Genomic DNA, 22,156 nt, shown 5'->3' with positions numbered 1-22,156 from the left:
GGCAGACGACTATGATCACCGCATGCCCTACGACCCGTCAGCCTTTCCGCCGTTCGCCGTCACCGTGGACCTGGTCGTGCTGACCGTGCGCCGACATGCCCTGTGCGCGCTGGCGGTGCGCAGAGGCGAGTCGCCGTTCCAGGGGCGCTGGGCGCTGCCGGGCGGCTTCGTGCGGGCCGACGAGGACCTCTCGCAGGCGGCGGCGCGGGAACTCGCGGAGGAGACAGGGCTGCGGGCCCACGACCCCGACGCCCCCGCGCAGGAGGGCGGAGCCCATCTGGAGCAGCTGGCGACCTACGGTGACCCCAAGCGCGACCCGCGGATGCGTGTGGTCAGCGTCGCCCACCTCGCCCTCGCCCCCGACCTCCCCGCACCGCGCGCGGGCGGCGATGCCAGCAACGCTCGCTGGGCGCCGGTGGAGGAGTTGCTCGCGCAAGGCGGCTACGGCCGGGACGGCGAGCCCGTCGCGCCGCTCGCCTTCGACCACGCCCAGATCCTGTCCGACGGGGTGGAGCGGGCTCGGTCCAAGATCGAGTACTCGTCCCTGGCCACCGCGTTCTGCCCGCCCGAGTTCACGGTCGGCGAGCTGCGCCGGGTCTACGAGGCGGTGTGGGGAGTGGCGCTCGACCCGCGGAACTTCCACCGCAAGGTGACCGGAACCCCCGGCTTTCTCGTGCCCACCGGCGGTACGACCACTCGCCAGGGCGGCCGTCCGGCCCAGCTTTTCCGGGCCGGCGGGGCCACTCTGCTCAACCCGCCGATGCTCCGGCCCGAGGTGTGACCGTCCGACAGCGCGAACTTGGGCGAGGTTAAAACCTTCTATACCCGGAAAAACGGTCATTCCGCGCTATCTTCCCTAAGGTGATCCAGGCCTTCGGACTGACCAGCACCCCCCGCAAGGCGCACCCGCCCGCCGTCGACGACGTGACCTTCGAAGCGAGCGCGGGCCGCGTCACCGCGCTCCTGGGCGAGGCGGGCGCGGGCAAGACCACGACGCTCAGACTGATGCTCGAACTCCAACAGGGCCGCGGCCTGACCTACTTCAGGGGCCGCCCCCTGCACCGCATCGCCCACCCCGCGCGCGAGGTCGGCGTGGTCCTGGGCGATGTCCCCGGCCACCCGTCCCGTTCCGTCCGTGGTCATCTGCGCATGCTGTGCGCGGCGGCCGGGGTGCCCGCCCGCCGCGCCGACGAGGTGCTCGAAGCGGTCGGGCTCGTCAGTCTGCGCGAGGAGCGCCTCGGCACGCTGTCGCACGGCATGGACCGCCGACTCGGCCTGGCCTGCGCGCTCCTCGCCGACCCGCACACCCTCGTCCTGGACGAACCCGCGGACGGCCTCCCCACCCGCGAAGCCCACTGGCTGCACCGCATGCTCCGGGCGCACGCGGCACAGGGCGGCACGGTTCTGTTCACCACCGCCGACCCCAAGGAGGCCGCCCGCGCCGCCGACCGCGTCGTCACCCTGGAGGCCGGCAGGCTCGTCGCGGACCAGGAGGCCGGCGAGTTCGCCCGCACCCGGCTCCGCCCACGCGTGGCCGTCCGCAGCCCCCACGCCGCCCGGCTCGCCGCCGCCCTCAGCAAGGAGGCCCGCGCCGCCCACCGCTCGGTGGAGGTCGTACGGGAAGGCGCCAACCGCCTCTCCGTGTACGGCAGTTCGACCGCCGAGGTCGGCGAGACCGCCTTCCGTCACAGCATCCTGGTCCACCAACTCGCCGACGAGATCGGCGACATGGGGGCGGGCGCCGGGGCTGAGCCCCAGGCGGAGGAGGGTCCGGAGGCGGCAGCGACACCGCAGACGACGTGGCCGGAGCCGGATCCCGGTGAACCGGCCGCGGCTGAGGGGGGGCAGCCGACGGGCGAGCGGCGAGGTGCCGAGAGTGCGGGGGAGCGGGCCGCGGCGCACCATGCGCGGCCGGCGTACCCGCAGTCGGCCGAGGAAGCGACCGCCGCAGGTCGGCAGGACGCACCGGCCGCGGACCTGCGCAGGGATGCGGACGCACCCGCGGTCGCACCTCAGCCGAGGACGGAGCTGGGCGGCCCGCAGCCCGCCGTCCCGGGCCTCGCGCGGCAGCCCCGCACCACCGACCAGGAGCAGGGCCGGAGCCGGCCGACGGCCGCAACGGAGCCCTGCGACGCGGCTGAACCCCAGTCCCGCACCACCGTCGCGGGCTGCACCGGCCACCCGCCCGTCACCTCCCCGCCGACGACTGCGGACGCGGAGCAGGCCACCCGTATGCGCACCGCGGGCGAGTTGCGCGCTCCAGGGACAGCAGGGCCGTCGGCCGCTGCCTCGGCCACCCCCTTGCCCGGCAAGCCGTCGGCCCCTGTCGAGTCCGTCGCGGCCTCCGGGCACGCTGGGGCGACCCGGACACTGCCCGCCGTGCCCGTCGTGCCGGCTCAGCCACCGGCCGCCACGCCCGCCCAGCCGCCGAGCCGTCCGGTGTCCGTCCAGGCCCCGACCGCCCGGCCGTCGGCCCATGTCGTCGCCGCCGCGGCCCGGCCGAGGCCCTGCGTAGTGTCCGCCGATGCTCCTGCGGGCCCGCTCCCGGCGGACGCCATGTCCGGTGAGGCCGTCAGCGACGAGCTGTCGATTGGCGCCACATCCGTGCACGCTCCCGCGACCCGGCCCGCCGCCCCAGCGGGAGCCGGTGAAACCTCCGCCGTCCAACGGCCCGCCGGGCATCCGCAGCCGGAACCGGAACCCCGCAAGGCTCCGGCAACCGGAGAGGCGTCCGCCCCGCCGCCGGCCGCCCCCGCGCGCCTCGACTGCGTCGATGGCGAGCCGGACCCTCTCTCCCCGCTTCCGCCCCCCATCTCCGTCCGTCCCGCCCCCGGCCCCCTGCGCCCCCTGCGTTACGAGCTCCGCCGGGCCGCCGGCATCGGCACCGGCTTCCTCACCTGCGGTGTCGTGCTGCTGGTGTCTGCCCTCATCGCCGTCCTGCTGGCCCGGGTGGGACACACGCCGCAGGCCCGGCTGTTCGCCGCCTGGCCGCGGGAGCTGCCGCTGCCCCCGGCGGCGCTCGGTGCGGGACTGCTCGGGGCCCTGGCCTTCGGAGACGAGTTCCGTCACCCCGCGCTGGCTGCGGACCGTGGCACGGTGCCGCGCCGGCTCGGGCTGCTCACCGCGAAACTGCTGGTCTCCGGGGCGACCGCGGTACTGCTCTCGTTCCTCACCCTGGGCTGTGACGCCGAAGTGCTCTACCTCGTCTACGGACGGGAGCTCGCACAGGTTCCCGCCGACTGGATCTCCCTCACCGCGAGTTGGTTCGCGCTGGTCGTCGGCTGCGCCTGGGCCGGCGTACTGGCGGCCGGTGTCTTCCGGTCCACCACGGCCGGGCTCGCCGCGGTGCTCGCCGTGCCCGTGCTCGTCGTCCCCGTCGTACACAGGGCCGTGCACGGGACGGGAGTACGGATGGCCGCCGGGCTCCCGATGCGGATGCGGGAGACGTTCCTGCTGAAGTGGCCCTTCGGGGGAGAGCGGTATCTGGTCGGCGCGGTCCGGGTGCTGGCCCAACCCGTGGGCGCCGCAATGGCGTTGTCGCTGATGGCGCTGGTCTGCGCGTATCTGTTCAGCACCCTGCGGACCAGGGCCCGGTGACCACGGACCGGGCGCTTGCGATCCTCCCGTGTGCACAACTCCGCGCAGAACGGCCATTTCTTTCCGATAAGGCGTCAATTGCGATGGGGTGAGCGATCACCCTTTCGTGTGCTTTTCACCAAAGACCTCAAGGGAGTTGGAGGCAGCGCCGACAAAGGATCCGTGAGTACCCTTGCGCACACCATGATGACCGCCGCCCGCTCCGCAGACTCTGGTCTGGTCGGCCCGGGCGAACTCGACCGCTACCCCTACGCGGAGGTCCCCGCCGTCGATCGGGTCGGAACGCCCGCCTGGGAGGGCGCGGATCCGGAGCTGGGCCGTGTGGGCCGGCGCGCCGCGGGCAGCCGTGGCCGCGGACTGCACGGTCAACTCGTCCAACAGCTGGGTCAGATGATCGTCTCAGGCGACCTGGGCGCGGACCGCCCCCTGGTCCCCGAGGAGATCGGCCAGCGTTTCGAGGTCTCCCGCACCGTCGTCCGCGAGTCCCTCCGGGTCCTGGAGGCCAAGGGCCTGGTCAGTGCCCGCCCGAACGTCGGCACGCGGGTACGTCCCGTCAGCGACTGGAACCTCCTCGACCCGGACATCATCGAATGGCGGGCCTTCGGGCCGCAGCGCGACGACCAGCGTCGCGAGCTCAGCGAGCTGCGCTGGACGATCGAGCCGCTCGCCGCCCGCCTCGCCGCCGGGCACGGGCGGGAGGACGTCCAGCAGCGGCTCTGCGACATGGTGGAGATCATGAGCCACGCGATGGCGCAGGGCGACGCGCTGACCTTCTCGCGCGCAGACGCCGAGTTCCACTCGCTGCTCATCCAGATCGCGGGCAACCGCATGCTGGAGCACCTGTCCGGCATCGTGTCGGCGGCCCTCCAGGTGTCCGGCGGCCCGTTCACCGGCTGCGAGCGGCCGAACGAGACGTCCCTGGCCCAGCACGCGCGGATCGTCGACGCGCTCGGTACCGGCGACGGTACCGCGGCCGAGTCCGCGATGCGTCAGCTGCTGACCGTCCACCCCGAGGTGGAGCGCGTGGTGCCTGCTCCGCGCGAGCACTGACCCGCACCGAGGGCGGTGCGCTCGGTCAGCCCCGCGTTCTCGGGGCGCCGTCGGTTCGGAAACCCGCTTCCGCCGGCCGCCGCCGGACCCCGCCGGATCCTTCAGGGCTCCGGCGGGGCCCGGCGGTACGGCGGGGCTGGGCGCGGCCCGGGCGCGGTGGCCGTTGGCGCGACGGGTCCCGCGGCGCTCGTACGACCGGACCGGTTGTGCGGGGGCCCTGCGGAGGGCTGCGCGGGAGGGGCGTGCGGCGGGCTTCGAAGTGGTCCGAACGGCCCGGAGAGATCATCAACGACAACCTATGCCCATGTCTGACCGTTTTTGAGCACTTACGGGGTGTGACTCGGGCCACGTAGATTGGGCGTAACGCTCTTGCGGACAGCGCGATGACCTAAGAGGTGACAGTCGCGGAGGGAATACGGACGCCATAAGTGGCGCTGTGACTCTCCCCGGCCCCCGCCCGCGCCGTCGGCCCATCCCCAAGCCGGCGGTCGGCTCCAGTCCGTCCCGGACGGGGCCGGAAGCCGTTTTCCAACGTTCCGAGAGGTTGTTCGTGTCGGCCAGCACATCCCGTACGCTCCCGCCGGAGATCGCCGAGTCCGTCTCTGTCATGGCTCTCATTGAGCGGGGAAAGGCTGAGGGGCAGATCGCCGGCGACGATGTGCGTCGGGCCTTCGAAGCTGACCAGATTCCGGCCACTCAGTGGAAGAACGTACTGCGCAGCCTCAACCAGATCCTTGAGGAAGAGGGTGTGACGCTGATGGTCAGTGCCGCGGAGCCCAAGCGCACCCGTAAGAGCGTCGCAGCGAAGAGTCCGGCCAAGCGCACCGCCACCAAGACGGTCGCGGCCAAGACGGTGACCACCAGGAAGGCCACCGCCACGGCCGCCCCCGCCGTGGCGCCGACCGCCGTCGCCGACGACCCGGCCGAGGAGGCGGCGCCCGTGAAGAAGGCCGTTGCCAAGAAGGCCGCCCCCGCCGCCAAGAAGACGGTCGCGAAGAAGACCGCGACCGCCGCCGCCAAGAAGACGGTGGCCAAGAAGACCGCAGCCAAGAAGGACGACGCCGAGATCCTCGAGGACGAGGTCCTCGAGGAGGCCAAGGCGGGCGCCGAGGAGCCGGAGGGCACCGAGAGCGCGGGCTTCGTCCTGTCCGACGAGGACGAGGACGACGCGCCGGCGCAGCAGGTCGCCGCGGCCGGTGCCACCGCCGACCCGGTCAAGGACTACCTCAAGCAGATCGGCAAGGTCCCCCTGCTCAACGCCGAGCAGGAGGTCGAACTCGCCAAGCGCATCGAGGCCGGTCTGTTCGCCGAGGACAAGCTGGCCAACGCCGACAAGCTGGCCCCCAAGCTCAAGCGCGAGCTGGAGATCATCGCCGAGGACGGCCGCCGCGCCAAGAACCACCTCCTGGAGGCCAACCTCCGTCTGGTGGTCTCCCTGGCCAAGCGCTACACCGGCCGCGGCATGCTCTTCCTGGACCTCATCCAGGAGGGCAACCTCGGTCTGATCCGCGCGGTCGAGAAGTTCGACTACACCAAGGGCTACAAGTTCTCCACGTACGCCACCTGGTGGATCCGGCAGGCGATCACCCGCGCCATGGCCGACCAGGCCCGCACCATCCGTATCCCGGTGCACATGGTCGAGGTCATCAACAAGCTCGCGCGCGTGCAGCGCCAGATGCTCCAGGACCTGGGCCGCGAGCCCACCCCGGAGGAGCTGGCCAAGGAACTCGACATGACCCCGGAGAAGGTCATCGAGGTCCAGAAGTACGGCCGTGAGCCCATCTCCCTGCACACCCCGCTGGGCGAGGACGGCGACAGCGAGTTCGGCGACCTCATCGAGGACTCCGAGGCCGTCGTCCCCGCCGACGCCGTCAGCTTCACGCTCCTCCAGGAGCAGCTGCACTCGGTGCTGGACACCCTGTCCGAGCGCGAGGCCGGGGTCGTCTCCATGCGGTTCGGTCTCACCGACGGTCAGCCGAAGACCCTTGACGAGATCGGCAAGGTGTACGGCGTCACGCGTGAGCGCATCCGTCAGATCGAGTCGAAGACCATGTCGAAGCTGCGCCACCCGTCGCGGTCCCAGGTGCTGCGCGACTACCTCGACTAAATCGCCCCGTACGGCGTCGAAGGCCCGGCCTCCCACTGCGGAGGCCGGGTCTTCGTGCTGCGGGGTGCGGTGCGCTGGATGACTCTGGGTGTCCAAGTCCCACCCAGAGTGAGGAGCGTGCATGCGCCGTTCTGTTGCCCCGGCCCTGATCCGGCCGCTGATCCTGGCGGCCGTCAGCACGGCCATACCGCTGGCCACCACGTCTCCCGCCACCGCCGACAGCGTCGTGGTCGGCGGCTTCCCCGTCGACGTCTCCCAGGCCCCGTGGACGGTCGCGCTGTCCAGCCGTGACCGGTTCGGAGGTACGCGGGCCGGTCAGTTCTGCGGCGGGGTGGCGATCGGGCGGACCACCGTGCTGACCGCGGCCCACTGCCTTGCCGACGAGGTCATCGGCGGGCCGGACGACCCGGTCCGCGACCTCAAGGTCATCGCGGGACGCACGGATCTGCTCGCCCCACAGGGCAAGGAGATCCCGGTGACCGTGGCCCGGATCAATCCGGACTACGACCCCGACGCGAACACCGGTGACTTCGCCGTCCTCACCCTTGCCGAGCCCTTGCCGGCCCGCTCGGTCATCGCGATGGCCCCCCGGGGGGACACCGCCTACGCGCCCGGTACCAGTGCCCTGGTCTCCGGCTGGGGCGACGTCACCGGCGGCGGCGACTACTCGCGCCGGCTGTACGCGGCGCGGCTCCACGTGCTGCCGGACGGGACGTGCGAGCGGGCCTATCCCGGCGGCCCCGACGGCACCTACCGGTCGGACTCGATGGTGTGCGCGGGGGAGACCCGGGGTGGCCCTGACGCCTGCCAGGGAGACAGCGGCGGGCCGCTGGTCGCCAAGGGGAAGCTGATCGGGCTCGTGTCATGGGGGAGCGGCTGTGGGCGACCGGGCAGTCCCGGCGTCTACACGCGCGTCTCCGAGGTCGTACGCGCACTTGGTCCCGGAGGGGCGCTCAGCGGTGCGCGAGGGCCTCACGGGCGCTCCTGAGAGCTTTGCCGCGGATACGACGAGGGCGGCCGCTCCCTGAGGAGCGGCCGCCCTTCACCGGCCTGTGCCGGAGCTGGCTCGTCGTGGATGCGAGAGGTCAGCGCTCATCTTCCGAGGCGTTGGCCGGAACGGAGGTCAGCCGTTCCGTCTCGTCCTGTATCTCAGCGGCGATCTTCTTGAGTTCCGGCTCGAACTTGCGGCCGTGGTGGGCGCAGAAGAGCAGTTCTCCGCCGCTGAGCAGCACGACGCGCAGGTATGCCTGGGCGCCGCAGCGGTCGCAGCGATCGGCGGCCGTCAGGTGGCTCGCGGGGGTCAGAACAGTAGTCACGTCGCCTCTTCTCTAGCTCGACGAGCTGTCGTACCAGGGTCAACATCCAACCAGCCCGAAAACGTTCCCGCTCGGGGCTTCTCCTCGAAAAAAATCTTTCGAGGTGGCCGTCTGCTGCCGGTTGGCGGCGAATGTGCCGTATTGCGTCTTCTTAGGTGCTTACGGGTTCGCGCGATTCATCGGTCTCATCCTCCCGGCCGGGTTGCCGGTTGTTTGTGAGGACGTGCCCGGAGCCTAAATGGTTCATGCCTCGAAGGGAACGTGATATGTACTTCACTCCATCGAGGGATCGAACACGCATACGACACTGGACTAGTGTGAGTTCATGACGAGGGTGGCGTTACAACGGCTCTACCAGGCCTCGGTACCCTCTGAGCGGCGACCGAAGCCAGCCCCTTACCCCAAAGGGGCTCCATTGAAATTCAGCGAGGAGCGAACCGCGTGACCGCCGATACGTCCGTGCCGTCCACAGCGCTGCTGGCAGGAGCAGACCGGGACGGTTCCAACTACACCGCGCGGCACCTGCTCGTCCTTGAGGGCCTCGAAGCCGTGCGCAAACGCCCCGGCATGTACATCGGCTCGACCGACAGCCGCGGTCTGATGCACTGCCTGTGGGAGATCATCGACAACGCCGTGGACGAGGCCCTGGGCGGGTACTGCGACCACATCGACGTCGTCCTCCACGACGACGGCTCCGTCGAGGTCCGGGACAACGGCCGCGGCATCCCCGTGGACGTCGAGCCCAAGACCGGCCTGTCCGGCGTCGAGGTCGTCATGACCAAGCTGCACGCCGGCGGCAAGTTCGGCGGCGGCTCCTACGCGGCCTCCGGCGGTCTGCACGGTGTCGGCGCCTCCGTGGTCAACGCGCTGTCCGCGCGTCTCGACGTCGAGGTCGACCGCGGCGGCAGTGTGCACGCCATCAGCTTCCGCCGTGGCGTGCCGGGGGTCTTCGCCGGCGCGGGACCGGACGGCAAGTTCGAGGCCGGGAGCGGGCTGCGCAAGACCAAGCGCGTGCCCAAGACCCGCAGCGGCACGCGCGTGCGCTACTGGGCCGACCGTCAGATCTTCCTCAAGGACGCCAAGCTCTCCCTGGACACGCTGCACCAGCGAGCCCGCCAGACCGCGTTCCTGGTGCCCGGCCTGACCATCGTCGTCCGTGACGAACTCGGCCTCGGCGAGGGCGGCAGCAAGGGCGAGGAGTCGTTCCGCTTCGACGGCGGCATCAGCGAGTTCTGCGAGTACCTGGCCACCGACAAGCCGGTCTGCGACGTCCTCCGTTTCTCCGGACAGGGCACCTTCAAGGAGACCGTCCCGGTCCTGGACGAACACGGCCAGATGACCCCCACCGAGGTCACCCGCGAACTCGGCGTCGACGTGGCGCTGCGCTGGGGAACCGGCTACGACCAGAACCTCAAATCGTTCGTCAACATCATCGCCACGCCCAAGGGCGGCACCCACGTGGCCGGCTTCGAGCAGGCCGTCCGCGAGACCCTCAACGAGGCGCTACGGGCCAAGAAGCTGCTGCGCGTCGCAGAGGACGACATCGTCAAGGACGACGCTCTGGAGGGCCTCACCGCAGTCGTCACCGTCCGGCTCGCCGAGCCGCAGTTCGAGGGCCAGACCAAGGAGGTCCTCGGCACCTCGGCGGCCCGCCGGATCGTGAACACCGTGATCTCCAGGGAACTGAAGGCGTTCCTCACCTCCACCAAGCGCGACGCCGCCGCCCAGGCCCGCGTGGTCATGGAGAAGGTGGTCGCCGCCGCGCGGACCCGCATCGCGGCCCGCCAGCACAAGGACGCGCAGCGCCGCAAGACGGCCCTGGAGTCCTCGTCCCTGCCCGCCAAGCTCGCCGACTGCCGCAGCGACGACGTCGAGCGCAGCGAGCTGTTCATCGTCGAGGGCGACTCCGCGCTCGGTACGGCGAAGCTCGCCCGGAACTCCGAGTTCCAGGCCCTGCTGCCGATCCGCGGCAAGATCCTCAACGTCCAGCGGTCCTCGGTGACGGACATGCTGAAGAACGCCGAGTGCGGAGCGATCATCCAGGTCATAGGGGCGGGCTCAGGCCGCACCTTCGACATCGACGCAGCCCGCTACGGCAAGATCATCATGATGACCGACGCCGACGTCGACGGCTCGCACATCCGCTGCCTGCTGCTGACGCTGTTCCAGCGCTACATGCGGCCCATGGTCGAGGCCGGCCGGGTCTTCGCCGCGGTGCCGCCGCTGCACCGCATCGAGATCGTGCAGCCCAAGAAGGGGCAGGACAAGTACGTGTACACGTACTCGGACCGCGAGCTGCGCGACAAGCTCATGGAGTTGCAGAGCAAGGGCATCCGGTACAAGGACTCCATCCAGCGCTACAAGGGTCTCGGCGAGATGGACGCCGACCAGCTGGCCGAGACGACGATGGACCCCCGCCACCGCACTCTGCGCCGCATCAACCTTGCCGACCTGGAGGCGGCCGAACAGGTCTTCGACCTGCTGATGGGCAACGACGTGGCTCCCCGCAAGGAGTTCATCTCCGGCTCGGCGGCGACGCTGGACAGGTCGCGGATCGACGCGTGACCGCTGCGCTGGGCTGCAGCCGAAGAAGCGACCGGCGGGCCCTGACGCGGCGAGTCCTGATGCGGCGGGTCCTGATGCGGCGGGCCGGGATGCGCTGTGCCGGGGCGCGGTGGACCGGACGGCGGCGGGGTTCGCCGTCCGGCTGGCCTGTCCGGCCTGTCCGGTCCGGCAGGGACGGCGGCGTCGGTTGTCCGGTCGGAGTCCGGTCGGACGCCGAGCGGCGGCCTGCGCGGGTGACGGTCTGCGCGGGGTGGCTGCCGGGGTGCCTGCTGCGTCCCCCGGGGGCGACCGGCTGAAGAGTGTGGGGGCGCCCATCAGGCTTGGCGCGGCGTGCCCGGTGGGTGTCCTGCGGGGACCGCGGGCCCGTCGCTTTCGCGCTTCCCTGTTTCCGTGTTTCCGTTTCCGCGGGGAGCCTGTCGGCTGTGGTGTGCCGAGCCCGCCGGTTGCTCCGGGGAGGTGCCCGGCGCTTCGTGAAGCGCTCGGGGCCTACGTAACCGAAGCGCTCGCGGAGCGCTTGCCGACGCTTGTGGCGCTGGGCGTCAGTTGCGCGGCGCCATGCCTGGGGCAACCGGACGTCGCGTCGCGTTGAGGCGACTGGTGGTCGGCTGTTCTGCGTGTTGCCGGTGCCCGCCGGACGTTCCGCGGGAGTCCCTCGGCGGTCTTCCGTATCCGCTCGTCGGACGTCCACACCCGTTCGAGCCCCACCCACCGGTCCAGCCCGTCGCTCGCCTGCACCGCCGTCGGCCGCCCCTGTGGGCCCGCGTGGGGTTCTCCACCCGGGGGTGGAGGGATCCCGCTCGCTGGAATCCACCCGTGATCCACCCTCGCTCCGATCTGCTGACCTGCGCGTTTCCATAGCGTCGAAGGCGTCGGCAGCTCCCGCTCCCGGCGCCGCCCCTTCCCGCTCACGGAGGCTTTGATGTCCGGGCTCGTCAACGCGTTGCTGATCGTGGCCGTCGTCGTCGTGGTGATCGTGCGCCAGTTCCGCGCCCGTCCGATCGACACCGGCAGGCGCTGGTGGCTGGTCCCCGTGATCCTCGCGGTCGTCGCGCTGCGTGAACCGGGCATACTCGACACCCACCACCGCATCGCCTCAGTCGGGCTGCTCGGCACGGAGCTGCTGGTGGGACTGGTGATGGGTGCCGCCTGGGCCTGGACCACCCGGGTATGGCGGGAAGCCGACGGCGTCGTGTGGACCAAGAGCACCAAGGCCAGCGCGATCGTCTGGTTCGGCGGCATAGCCGTACGTCTAGGGCTCTACGCCCTCGGAGCCGTGGTCGGCGTCCACCAGGACAGTGCGGCCCTCATGCTCGGACTGGCGGTCACCCTGCTGGTGCGGGCCGGCATCCTCGTCTGGCGCGCACAGTCGCTCCCCTCCGCCGCCTCTGCCGCCTCCGCCGGCGGCCCCGCCGGGGCGTACCGTGACGGCATGGCCCGGGTCACCAGGAGGGAAGGCGTGTGACGGAGAACGCCTGGACACGCTGGCCCTCGCGAGAAGCGCTGAGCCGGGAGGGGCTCTCCCGGCCCCGGCAGTTCCTCGCCTGGGGCGTGAGGCTGCTCGTGCTCGTCCTGCTGCTGTGGAGCGCCTTCAGCCAGTCGCACGTCCGCGGCTGGGGAGCGGCCGCGGCCGTGGCGGTGGTCGTCGTGACCGCACTGGTCTCGTGGGGTTTCTTCCGGACCACCTATGCCCACAGGCTCGTGCCGTCCCTGGCGCTCGTCAGCGTCCTCCTCGCCATCGCGGTGGTGGCGGAGACCACCGGCTTCCGGGGACCGGCCCTCGTGATCTGGTGCGGCTGCGGCATCTCCGCCCTGGAGCGGCTGCCGGTCGCGATCGCGCTGCCCCTCACCGCGGTGGCCCTGGCCTCGTACTCCGCGTTCAACAACGACGTCTGGCTGACCACCGCGGCCACCGTCGTCGGAATGGTTCTCGCCGGCTATGTCATGCGACTCGACGCCGAGGCCCGGGGCAGCGCCCAGCGGCTGCTCGCCCAGGAGCGTGCCGCGAGAGCCGCGGAGGCCGAGTCGGCGGCGCTGGCGGAGCGGGCGAGGATCGCACGGGAGATCCACGACGTGCTGGCCCACAGCCTGTCGGCACAGATGGTGCACCTGGAGGCCGCGCGGTTGCTGATCGAGCGCGGAGCCGACCGGGAGCAGATCCTCGAACGGGTGGTGGCCGCCCGGGGAATGGCCCGCGACGGACTCGCGGAGACCCGCCAGGCCCTGTCCGCCCTGCGCGGTGAGCTCAGCCCGCTGGAGGACTTCCTGACCGAACTCGTCGGCTCGACCGACGGCGCCGAGGTCACCGTGACGGGTGAACGCAGATCTCTGCCCGTGGAGGCGTCGCAGACCGTACGGCGCGTCGCCCAGGAGGCGTTGACGAACGTGCGCAAGCACGCCCAGGGCGCCAAGGTCCAGGTGCGGCTGGACTACAGCGAGCACGAAGTGGCGCTGAACGTACGGGACTCGGGCGGTCGTCCCGGCGAGCTCAGCGGCGCCGGCGGCGGGTACGGTCTGCTGGGTATGCGGGAGCGGGCCGAGCTGCTGGGCGGGTCGCTGGAGGCAGGGCGTGACGAGGAGGGGTTCGAGGTGAGGTTGAGGGTGCCCGTATGAGGGAGACGGAAGGGGAGAAGAAGCCCGCGCGGGTCGTGGTCGCCGACGACCAGACGGTGGTCAGGGAGGGGATCGTGATGCTCCTCGGGCTGCTGCCCGGCGTGGAGGTCGTCGGAGCGGCCGGTGACGGCGAGGAGGCGGTCCGGCTGGTCGCGGAACTCTCCCCGGACGTGGTGCTGATGGACCTGAGGATGCCGCGCTGCGACGGCGTGGAGGCGACCCGGCGGATCAGGTCGGAGTACCCCGGGACCCAGGTAGTGGTGCTGACGACGTTCGCGGACGACGAGTCGCTGTTCCCGGCGCTGCGCGCCGGCGCCCGTGGCTACCTGACCAAGGACGCGGGCGGGGACGAGATCGTGCGAGCCGTGGAGAGCGTGCTGTCGGGGGACGCGGGGCTGTCGCCGAGCATCCAGCGGCGGCTGCTGGAGCGGCTGTCGCAGCCCGAACCGGAACCCGTGGCCGCCGAGGCGCCCGACGGGCTGACCGCGCGGGAGACCGAGGTCCTCGTGCTGATCGCGGACGGGTTCACCAACCAGGAGATCGCCCGGAAGCTGCATGTCTCCACCGCGACCGTGAAGACGCACATCAACAACCTGTTCGCCAAGACGGGACTCAAGGACCGGGCCCAGGCGGTGCGTTACGCCTACGGGAAGGGGCTGGTGCGGCCACCAGCGGATTGAGTCACCTGATGGGGTGAAGAGCCGGGGGAAGAAGAGTCGGGGATCTTCCCGATCTGTCCATCCTTGGGCATGCAGTCAAGCAACGGGCGTCGCCGCGACGGCGGAGACGGCTCCGAGAGTTCGGCCGGGCGGCACGAGGACCAGGGCGAGTACGGCACGGCCTCCCGGGAAGTCAGGTACGAGGATCCCTGGTACGACGCACTGGCCTCGGGCTGGGGTGAGCGGGACGGCACCGGGGAGCCGCCGCCGTCCGTACCCGGCGCGCGAACGGAGCGGGACGGGGCGGCTGTTCGCGCCCGTGACGTCTATCTGGAGGTGCAGCGCAGCGCCGCCTTCCAGGAGGTGCGCAGCCGGTACCGAAGATTCGTGGTGCCCGGGGTCGCCGTCTTCCTGACCTGGTACGTGGGGTACGTGGTGGCCGCGACGACGGCGCCCGGGCTGATGGCGCGGCCCGTCGCCGGCGCCGTGAACGTGGCGATGGTGGCGGGGCTCGGGCAGTTCCTCACCACGTTCCTGCTCACCTGGGCCTACGCCCGGCATGCGCGGTTGCGCAGGGACCGTGCCGCGCTGGAGCTGCGCTGGGACACCCAGGAGCTGACCCGGGGCGTCCAGGGTGGTGCGTCATGACGGGTCAGCACCAGACACTGGCGCTGCTGCTGTTCAGCGCGTTCGTCGCCGTGACGCTCGGGATCACGACGTGGGTGAGCCGGAAGCGGCATGGTTCGGCGGAGGAGTTCTATGCCGGCGGTCGTCTCTTCTCCCCGATGGAGAATGGTTTTGCCATCGCGGGTGACTACATGTCGGCGGCCTCCTTCCTCGGCGTGACTGGACTCATCGCGCTGTTCGGCTACGACGGGCTCCTGTACGTGGTCGGGTTCCTGGTCGCTTGGCTTGTCGTGCTGTTCCTGGTGGCCGAACTGGTGCGGAACTGTGGGAAGTTCACGCTGGCCGACGTGGTCGCGGCACGGATGAGCGAGCGGCCGGTGCGGATCGCGGTGGGGACGTCGTCGGTCACCGTGTCCGTTCTCTATTTGGTGGCGCAAATGGTCGGGGCGGGCAGTCTGGTGGCGCTGCTGCTGGGGCGGACCAGCGAGGCGGCGCAGGCGTGGACGGTCATCGGGGTCGGCGCACTGATGGTGATCTACGTGTCGCTGGGCGGAATGCGGGCCACCACCTGGATCCAGATCGTGAAGGCGGTGCTGCTGCTGAGCGGGACGGTGGCGCTGACCGTGCTGGTGCTGCTGCGCTTCCACGGCGACGTCGACCGGCTGCTGCTCACGGCCGCCGACCGCAGCGGGCACGGGAAGTCGTTCCTGGCGCCGGGGCTCAAGTACGGCGGGAACTGGAGCGCGCGGCTGGACTTCATCAGCCTGGGGCTGGCACTGGTCCTGGGCACGGGGGGCCTGCCGCACATCCTGTCCCGCTTCTACACGGTGCCGACCGCGCGGGCGGCGCGGCGTTCGGCGGTCTGGTCGATCGGGCTGATCGGGAGCTTCTACCTGATGACGATCGTGCTCGGCTTCGGGGCGGCGGCCCTGGTCGGGCCGGACGCGGTGCGCTCGTCGAACGCGTCGGGGAACACGGCGGTTCCGCTGCTGGCGCTCGACCTGGGCGGCGGCGCGGGTTCCACCGGCGGAACGGTTCTCTTCGCGGTTGTCGCCGCCGTTGCCTTCGCGACGATCCTCGCCGTGGTCGCGGGGATCACCCTCGCGTCCTCGGCGTCCGTCGCCCATGACCTCTACGCCTCCCTGCGCAGGCCGCACGCCAAGCAGCGCAGCGAGGTCACGGTGGCGCGCACGGCGGCGGTCGGCATCGGTGTCGTGGCGATCGCCCTCGGCCTGCTGGCCCGGGACATGAACGTCGCCTTCCTGGTCGGGCTCGCCTTCGCGGTGGCGGCCTCCGCGAACCTGCCGGCGCTGCTCTACTCGCTGTTCTGGCGGAACTTCACGACACGCGGCGCGGTGTGGGCCGTATACGGCGGGCTCGTGCCCGCGCTGGCGCTGGTCATGCTGTCGCCGGTGGTGTCCGGCAGCCCCGGGGCACTGTTCCCGGGGGTGGACTTCCAGTACTTCCCGTTGCAGAACCCGGGCATCGTCTCCATCCCCCTCGGCTTCCTGGCCGGCTGGCTCGGCACGGTCACCTCGGACGAGGTCCCGGACGAGGCCCGGCACGCGGAGACCGAAGTGCGGTCGCTGACGGGGGCGGGGGCCGTCTAGAACCGCCCAGAGCGGCTAGGGCGCCACCCAGGCGTAGCGGTGTTCCGGGCGGCCCGTGTCGCCGTACTTCAGTGAGAGGCGGAGGCGGCCGGCCTGTTCCAGGTGGCGGAGGTAGCGCTGGGCGGTGGAGCGGCTGAGGCCGGTCTCCGCGGCGACCTCGTGGGCGGAGAGCGGATGGCCGGCGCGGTGCAGGACGCCGCAGATGAGGTCCGTCGTCGGCTCGGACTGGCCGCTGGGCAGGCCGGGTGCGGACGGTGCCGGTGAGGTGCGCAGGGCGCCGAAGATCCGGTCGACCTGCTCCTGGCCCGTCACGCCCCGGCCGCCCACCCGGTCGACGGTGCGGCGCAGGGCCGCATAGGAGTCCAGGCGGGTGCGCAGGGCGGCGAAGGTGAACGGTTTGACCAGATAGTGCAGGGCGCCCAGACGCATCGCCTTCTGGACGGTCGTCACATCACTGGCCGCCGTGATCATGATGACGTCGGTGCCGTGGCCCTGCTCCCGCATCTGGTGGACGAGTTCGAGGCCGGTCCGGTCCGGCAGGTAGTGGTCCAGCAGGACCAGGTCGATGGTGCCGCGGTTCACGGCGGCCAGGGCCTGGGCAGCGCTGTGCGCGCGGGCGGCCACCCGGAATCCGGGAACCTTCCCCACGTACTTGGCGTTTATCTCAGCGACGCGGAAGTCGTCATCGACCACCAGGACGTCAATCATCAGGCCTCTCCTTCAAGGCCGGCGAGCGTTAAGCCCGTGTTTCGTCTGCGCAGTTGTAGCGCGAGCAAAAAGAGCACAACAGGTGCTTGCGAGCAAAAGAACGGCTTGCGCCCAGAAGACTGCTGCCGTGGTCCCGGTCACACCTACCGTCCCGGCCCATGAGCGCAGACACCAGCCCCGCCATCGAGCTGCGGGGCGCGAGCAAGATCTTCAAGACCCCGTCGGGGGGTCTGCACACGGCTGTCCGCGACCTCGACCTCACCGTCGGGCGCGGTGAGTTCGTGGCCGTGGTGGGGCCGACGGGCTGCGGCAAGTCCACCACGCTGACCCTGGTCAGCGGGCTGGAGGAGCCCAGTGAGGGCGAGGTGCTGGTGGCCGGTGCGCCGGTCGCCGGCGTCGGCGACAAGGTCGGCTTCGTCTTCCAGCAGGACGCCACCTTCCCCTGGCGGACCGTGCTCTCCAACGTGATGGCCGGGCCCCGCTTCCGGGGCGTGCCCAAGGCGGAAGCCAAGGAGAAGGCCCGCGCCTGGCTGGCCAAGGTCGGGCTCGCCGCGTTCGAGGACCGCTACCCGCACCAGCTCTCCGGCGGCCAGCGCAAGCGCGTGGCGCTCGCCGCGACCTTCGTCAACGACCCCGAGATCCTGCTCATGGACGAGCCGTTCTCCGCGCTCGACGTGCAGACCCGGGCCCTGATGTCGGACGAACTCCTTGAGCTGTGGGAGGGCACGGGGGCCTCCGTCGTCTTCGTCACGCACGACCTGGAGGAGTCCATCGCGCTTGCCGACAAGGTCGTCGTCATGACCGCCGGGCCCGCGACCGTCAAGCAGGTCTTCGACATCGACCTGCCCCGCCCCCGCAAGGTCGAGTCGGTGCGTCTGGAGCCGCGGTTCATCGAGATCTACCGCGAGATCTGGGAGTCCCTCGGCGAAGAGGTCCGCATCACCCGTGAGAGGGGTGCCGCTCATGTCGCCTGAGGTGCTCAGCACACCGGTCGTCGACACGGTCAAGGCCGGCCCGGACCGCGCCCGGTCCAGGGCCCAGGCCGCCCGCAGACGCAGGGCGATCGTGTTCGCCGTGCGCGTGCTGCTCCTGGTGGCCGTCCTCGGCCTGTGGGAGATCCTGTCCCGGGCCGAGGTCATCGACCCGTTCAACTTCTCGATGCCGTCGAAGATCTGGGACCAGATCTGGACCTGGATGACCCACGGCACCGCGCTCGGCTCCCTGGGCGAGCAGATCTGGTACACGCTCTACGAGGCGCTGCTCGGCTGGGTCATCGGTGTCGTCGCCGGTGTGGTCTTCGGCATCGCCCTCGGGCGGATCGCCTTCCTGGCCGATGTCCTTGGTCCATACATCAAGGTGCTCAACTCGATCCCCAGGATCGTGCTCGCCCCGATCTTCGTGATCTGGTTCGGCCTCGGCGCGTCCTCCAAGGTCGCCTCGGCCGTCGTGCTGGTGTTCTTTCCGGTGTTCTTCAACGCCTTCCAGGGCGCCCGTGAGGTCGACCGGAACCTGGTCGCCAACGCCAGGATCCTCGGCGCGAGCGACCGCAGGGTGACCCTCCAGGTCGTCATCCCGTCGGCCACCTCGTGGATCTTCACCAGCCTCCACGTCAGCTTCGGCTTCGCCCTCATCGGCGCCATCGTCGGCGAGTACATCGGTGCCACCAAGGGCATCGGCCTGCTCGTCGCGCAGTCGCAGGGCACCTTCAACGCGGCCGGTGTGTACGCCGCGATGGTCATCCTCGCCGTCGTCGCGCTCGCCGCCGAAGGGCTGCTCACCTTCGCCGAGCGCCGCATCTTCCGGTGGAAGCCGTCGGACTCCGACAGCTGACCGCCCACCTCCTGCCTCCTCCGCTTCTCCCCGCACCGCCCTCTCACAAGGACGTGAACCGCATGCGCAAGTCCGCCAGATACGGCACCCTGGCCGCCGCCGGCCTGCTCGCCCTCTCCTCCCTCACCGCCTGCGCCAACGACGCGGCGAGCACGGCCGCCACCGGCTCCGGCAAGGGCACGAAGGTCAAGATCATGGTCGGTGGCCTGGACAAGGTCATCTACCTGCCCGCCATGCTCACCCAGCGGCTGGGTTACTTCGACGCCGAGGGCCTGAACGTGGAACTGCTGACCGAGCCGGCCGGTGTACAGGCCGAGACGGCACTCGTGGCCGGGCAGGTGCAGGGGACCGTCGGCTTCTACGACCACACGCTGGACCTGCAGACCAAGGGCAAGGCGGTGGAGTCCGTGGTGCAGTTCTCGCACGCTCCCGGCGAGGTGGAGGTCGTCTCCACCAAGGCGGCCGGGGACATCACCTCGCCCAAGGACTTCAAGGGCAAGAAGCTCGGCATCACCAGCCTCGGGTCGTCGACCGACTTCCTCACCAAGTACCTCGCCGTCAAGAACGGGGTGAAGGTCAGCGACTTCTCACCGGTCGCCGTCGGAGCCGGCGCGACCTTCATCTCGGCGCTCCAGCAGGGCTCCATCGACGGCGGCATGACCACCGACCCGACCGTCGCGAACATCCTGGACAAGAAGGCGGGCAAGGTCCTGGTGGACATGCGGACGCCGGAAGGATCCCAGCAGGCGCTCGGCGGCCCGTACCCGTCGTCGAGCCTGTACATGCAGACGGACTGGGTCAACGGTCACAAGGACACCGTCCAGAAGCTGGTCAATGCATTCGTCAAGACGCTCAAGTGGATGTCCACGCACAGCGCCGCCGAGATCGCGGCCAAGATGCCCGCCGACTACGCCCAGGGCGACAAGGCCCTCTACACGCAGTCCATCAAGAGCACGCTGCCCATGTTCACCGACGACGGGGTGATGCCCGAGAACGGCCCGGAGACCGTGGAGAAGGTGCTCAAGGCGTTCAACACGAACATCCAGAACGCCGACATCGACCTGAGCAAGACGTACACCACGGAGTTCGTCGAGGCGGCCAAGTAGGCGGTCGAGCAGCACGCCTCAAGCACGCCTCAGCCGCGGGTCGCCCACACGTAACGGTGTTCGGGGCGGCCCGCGTCGCCGTACTTGAGGGTCAGCATGGCCCGTCCGGTGCGTTCCAGGAGCTTCAGATAGCGCTGGGCGGTCTGCCGGCTCACCCCCGTCCGCTCGGCGATCTCCTGGGCCGACAACGGGCCCTCCGCGCTCATCAGGGACTGGCGCACCAGCTCGGCGGTGGTGGGGGAGTGCCCCTTGGGCAGCCCTGGTTCGGACGGTGCGGACAGGGCGCCGAAGATGCGGTCCACCTCGGCCTGTTCGGCCTCGCCGCCGCCGTCCAGGGTGCGCCGCAGCCGCGCGTAGGCCTCCAGCTTGGCGCGCAGCCCGGCGAACGCGAACGGCTTGACCAGGTACTGCAGGGCGCCATGGCGCATCGCCGCCTGCACGGTCGACACGTCCCGGGCCGCGGTCACCATGATCACGTCGGTCTGGTGGCCGCGGCGGCGCATCTCCTGGACCACCGCGAGACCCGTGCCGTCGGGCAGGTAGTGGTCCATGAGGACCAGGTCGAGGCGGGGCAGCGTCCTCAACTGGCGCAGGGCCTCCGCCGCGTTGTGGGCCTCACCGGCCACATGGAAGCCGGGCACCTTGCCGACGTAGGCGGCGTTGACCCGGGCGACCCGGATGTCGTCGTCCACGACCAGGACCTCGATCATCGCGCCTCCTCCTCGACCGGGGTGAGCGTCGGCGCCGGCTCCAACGCCGGCTCGGTCAGTGCCTCGGGGAGGACGACCGTGAACTGCGCGCCCCCGCCCTCCGGTCCGCCCACGGACGCGGTGCCGCCCTGCCGTTCGGCGAGCCGGCGCACCAGGGACAGACCGATGCCGCGCTTGCCGTGCGCGGGCGGCTTCTTGGTGGACCAGCCCTCCGTGAACACCAGTTCCCGCTGCTCCGCCGGGATCCCGGGACCCGTGTCACGCACCCTGAGGACCACCGCACGGCCCTCCGCGCACAACTCGACCTCCACGCGCGCGTGCGGGGTGCCGGCGACCGCGTCCAGCGCGTTGTCCACCAGGTTGCCCACCACCGTGACCAGCCCCCTGGGGTCGATCAGCCGGTCCGGGAGCCGGGTACGGTCGGACACCCACAGGGCGACCCCGCGCTCGGCCGCGACGGTCGCCTTGCCGACCAGCAGGGCGGCCAGCAGCGGGTCCTGGATCTTCTCCGTGACCTGCTCGGCGGTGACCCGGTGGTCGCCGACCACCTCGCCGACGAACTCCACGGCGTCGTCGTACATCTCCAGCTCCAGCAGCCCGAGCAGGGTGTGCATGCGGTTGGCGTGCTCGTGGTCCTGGGCGCGCAGGGCGTCGATCAGGCCGCGCGTGGAGTCGAGTTCGCGGCCGAGCTGCTCCAGCTCGGTGCGGTCGCGCAGGGTGGCCACCGCACCGCCGTCGTCGGTGGGCATGCGGTTGGCGACCAGGACCCGCTGGCCGCGCACGGTGAGCAGGTCGGTGCCGGTGACCCGGCCGGCCAGAACGTCGGTCGTACGGCCGGTGCCGAGCGCCTCGTCGGGAGAGCGGCCGACGGCCTCGTCACCGATGCTCAGGAGACGCCGGGCCTCGTCGTTCAGCAGGCGGATGCGGCCGCCGCGGTCGAGGGCGACGACGCCCTCGCGGATGCCGTGCAGCATCGCCTCGCGCTCGGCGAGCAGCGCCGAGATGTCGGAGAAGGCCAGGTCGCGGGTCTGCCGCTGGACCCGCCGGGAGATCAGCCAGGCGGCCAGCGCGCCGGCCGCGAGGGCGCCGCCGGCGTAGGCGAACAGGCCGGGGATCGTGCTGAGCAGCCGGGCCCGCACGCTGTCGTACGCGATGCCGACGGAGACGGCCCCGATGATGCGGTGCCGCGCGTCGTACAGCGGCACCTTGCCGCGTGCGGAACGGCCGAGGGTGCCGTTGTCGATCTGCATGACCTCCTTGCCGTCCAGTGCCTCCTTGGGGGAGGTCGACACATGTCGGCCGACCTCCGAGGGAGTGGTGTGCGACCAGCGGAATCCGCCGAGGTCCATCACCACGATGTACTCGGCGTCGGTGGCCAGCCGGATCCGTTCCGCTTCCTTCTGCACCGGCCCGTTCACGGTGGGCGCGGTGGTCAGCACACCCTGGGCGATCTGCGGGTCCTGCGCCGTGGTCTGGGCGATGGCCAGGGCCCTGCGCATCGCCTCCTGGTCCAGCTGCTTGCTCAGGGGCGCCAGGAAGAGCCCGGTGGCGAGCACCGCGACCCCCGCGGCGATCGCCAGCTGCATCAACAGGACCTGGGAGAACACCTTCCGGGGCAGCCGGGGGCGCAGACGGCGCACGGGGGGTGTGGGGCTCATACC

At 71.0% G+C, this 22,156-nt stretch carries 18 protein-coding genes; 14 read left to right on the top strand and 4 right to left on the bottom strand.

Features of this window, described 5'->3' with window-relative positions; all coding sequences use genetic code 11:
• The first annotated feature begins 22 nt into the window (after positions 1–22).
• The 5 genes from BLW82_RS11375 (at position 23) to BLW82_RS11355 (ending at position 7,742) form a co-directional block, all read left to right on the top strand.
• Positions 23–781 (top strand): NUDIX hydrolase, encoded by a 759-nt coding sequence (locus tag BLW82_RS11375; RefSeq protein WP_093498678.1) that lies wholly within the window; start codon positions 23–25, stop codon positions 779–781.
• Between the two features lie 80 nt (positions 782–861).
• Positions 862–3,597: an ABC transporter ATP-binding protein gene (locus tag BLW82_RS11370; protein WP_093498677.1), complete on the top strand. Its 2,736-nt coding sequence runs from the start codon at positions 862–864 to the stop codon at positions 3,595–3,597.
• A 162-nt stretch (positions 3,598–3,759) separates the two neighbouring features.
• Positions 3,760–4,647: a FadR/GntR family transcriptional regulator gene (locus tag BLW82_RS11365; RefSeq protein WP_093498676.1), complete on the top strand. Its 888-nt coding sequence runs from the start codon at positions 3,760–3,762 to the stop codon at positions 4,645–4,647.
• 550 nt (positions 4,648–5,197) lie between these two features.
• Positions 5,198–6,754: an RNA polymerase sigma factor gene (locus BLW82_RS11360; RefSeq protein ID WP_093507996.1), complete on the top strand. Its 1,557-nt coding sequence runs from the start codon at positions 5,198–5,200 to the stop codon at positions 6,752–6,754.
• 121 nt (positions 6,755–6,875) lie between these two features.
• A complete protein-coding gene (locus BLW82_RS11355; RefSeq protein WP_093498675.1) occupies positions 6,876–7,742 on the top strand; it encodes a serine protease in 867 nt (288 codons plus the stop codon).
• Positions 7,743–7,839: 97 nt separating this feature from the next.
• On the opposite strand, the gene BLW82_RS11350 is transcribed toward BLW82_RS11355, so the two are convergent.
• Positions 7,840–8,070, bottom strand: a complete 231-nt coding sequence (locus BLW82_RS11350) for a DUF7455 domain-containing protein (RefSeq protein ID WP_093498674.1) — start codon at positions 8,068–8,070, stop codon at positions 7,840–7,842.
• 441 nt (positions 8,071–8,511) lie between these two features.
• On the opposite strand from BLW82_RS11350, the gene BLW82_RS11345 reads away from it, so the two are divergent.
• From BLW82_RS11345 to BLW82_RS11320, 6 genes are all read left to right on the top strand, one after another.
• Complete coding sequence (locus tag BLW82_RS11345; protein ID WP_093498673.1) at positions 8,512–10,635, top strand: DNA gyrase/topoisomerase IV subunit B; 2,124 nt, start codon at positions 8,512–8,514, stop codon at positions 10,633–10,635.
• Between the two features lie 919 nt (positions 10,636–11,554).
• Positions 11,555–12,097 carry a CcdC protein domain-containing protein gene (locus BLW82_RS11340; RefSeq protein WP_093498672.1) on the top strand — a complete coding sequence of 181 codons (543 nt, stop codon included), beginning with the start codon at positions 11,555–11,557 and terminating at the stop codon, positions 12,095–12,097.
• Positions 12,094–13,245, top strand: coding sequence for a sensor histidine kinase (locus tag BLW82_RS11335; protein WP_093498671.1), 1,152 nt, complete (start codon positions 12,094–12,096; stop codon positions 13,243–13,245). Before BLW82_RS11340 ends, BLW82_RS11335 begins: the two co-directional genes overlap by 4 nt.
• On the top strand, positions 13,242–13,925 hold the full coding sequence (locus BLW82_RS11330) for a response regulator transcription factor (protein WP_093498670.1): 684 nt from the start codon (positions 13,242–13,244) through the stop codon (positions 13,923–13,925). Before BLW82_RS11335 ends, BLW82_RS11330 begins: the two co-directional genes overlap by 4 nt.
• Positions 13,926–13,994: 69 nt before the next feature.
• A complete protein-coding gene (locus BLW82_RS11325; protein WP_093498669.1) occupies positions 13,995–14,552 on the top strand; it encodes a DUF485 domain-containing protein in 558 nt (185 codons plus the stop codon).
• On the top strand, positions 14,549–16,141 hold the full coding sequence (locus BLW82_RS11320; RefSeq protein ID WP_093498668.1) for a solute symporter family protein: 1,593 nt from the start codon (positions 14,549–14,551) through the stop codon (positions 16,139–16,141). Before BLW82_RS11325 ends, BLW82_RS11320 begins: the two co-directional genes overlap by 4 nt.
• A 15-nt stretch (positions 16,142–16,156) precedes the next feature.
• Here the strand turns inward: BLW82_RS11320 and BLW82_RS11315 are convergent, their stop codons facing one another.
• Positions 16,157–16,849 (bottom strand): response regulator, encoded by a 693-nt coding sequence (locus tag BLW82_RS11315; protein ID WP_093498667.1) that lies wholly within the window; start codon positions 16,847–16,849, stop codon positions 16,157–16,159.
• A gap of 158 nt (positions 16,850–17,007) precedes the next feature.
• On the opposite strand from BLW82_RS11315, the gene BLW82_RS11310 reads away from it, so the two are divergent.
• The 3 genes from BLW82_RS11310 to BLW82_RS11300 all read left to right on the top strand — a co-directional run bounded on the left by BLW82_RS11310 (position 17,008) and on the right by BLW82_RS11300 (position 19,785).
• Positions 17,008–17,823 (top strand): ABC transporter ATP-binding protein, encoded by an 816-nt coding sequence (locus tag BLW82_RS11310; protein ID WP_093498666.1) that lies wholly within the window; start codon positions 17,008–17,010, stop codon positions 17,821–17,823.
• On the top strand, positions 17,813–18,679 hold the full coding sequence (locus BLW82_RS11305; RefSeq protein WP_093507995.1) for an ABC transporter permease: 867 nt from the start codon (positions 17,813–17,815) through the stop codon (positions 18,677–18,679). Before BLW82_RS11310 ends, BLW82_RS11305 begins: the two co-directional genes overlap by 11 nt.
• A 62-nt stretch (positions 18,680–18,741) precedes the next feature.
• Positions 18,742–19,785: an ABC transporter substrate-binding protein gene (locus BLW82_RS11300; RefSeq protein WP_093498665.1), complete on the top strand. Its 1,044-nt coding sequence runs from the start codon at positions 18,742–18,744 to the stop codon at positions 19,783–19,785.
• Between the two features lie 29 nt (positions 19,786–19,814).
• Here the strand turns inward: BLW82_RS11300 and BLW82_RS11295 are convergent, their stop codons facing one another.
• Complete coding sequence (locus BLW82_RS11295; protein WP_093498664.1) at positions 19,815–20,495, bottom strand: response regulator; 681 nt, start codon at positions 20,493–20,495, stop codon at positions 19,815–19,817.
• Complete coding sequence (locus BLW82_RS11290) at positions 20,492–22,153, bottom strand: ATP-binding protein (RefSeq protein WP_093498663.1); 1,662 nt, start codon at positions 22,151–22,153, stop codon at positions 20,492–20,494. Before BLW82_RS11290 ends, BLW82_RS11295 begins: the two co-directional genes overlap by 4 nt.
• Positions 22,154–22,156: the final 3 nt, after the last annotated feature.

Origin of the sequence: Streptomyces sp. Ag109_O5-10 (assembly GCF_900105755.1) — a bacterium.
In the GTDB taxonomy this organism is placed as follows: Bacteria; Actinomycetota; Actinomycetes; order Streptomycetales; family Streptomycetaceae; genus Streptomyces.
The sequence above is the reverse complement of the archived record's forward strand: the minus strand, read 5'-3'. Positions and strand labels throughout refer to the sequence as shown.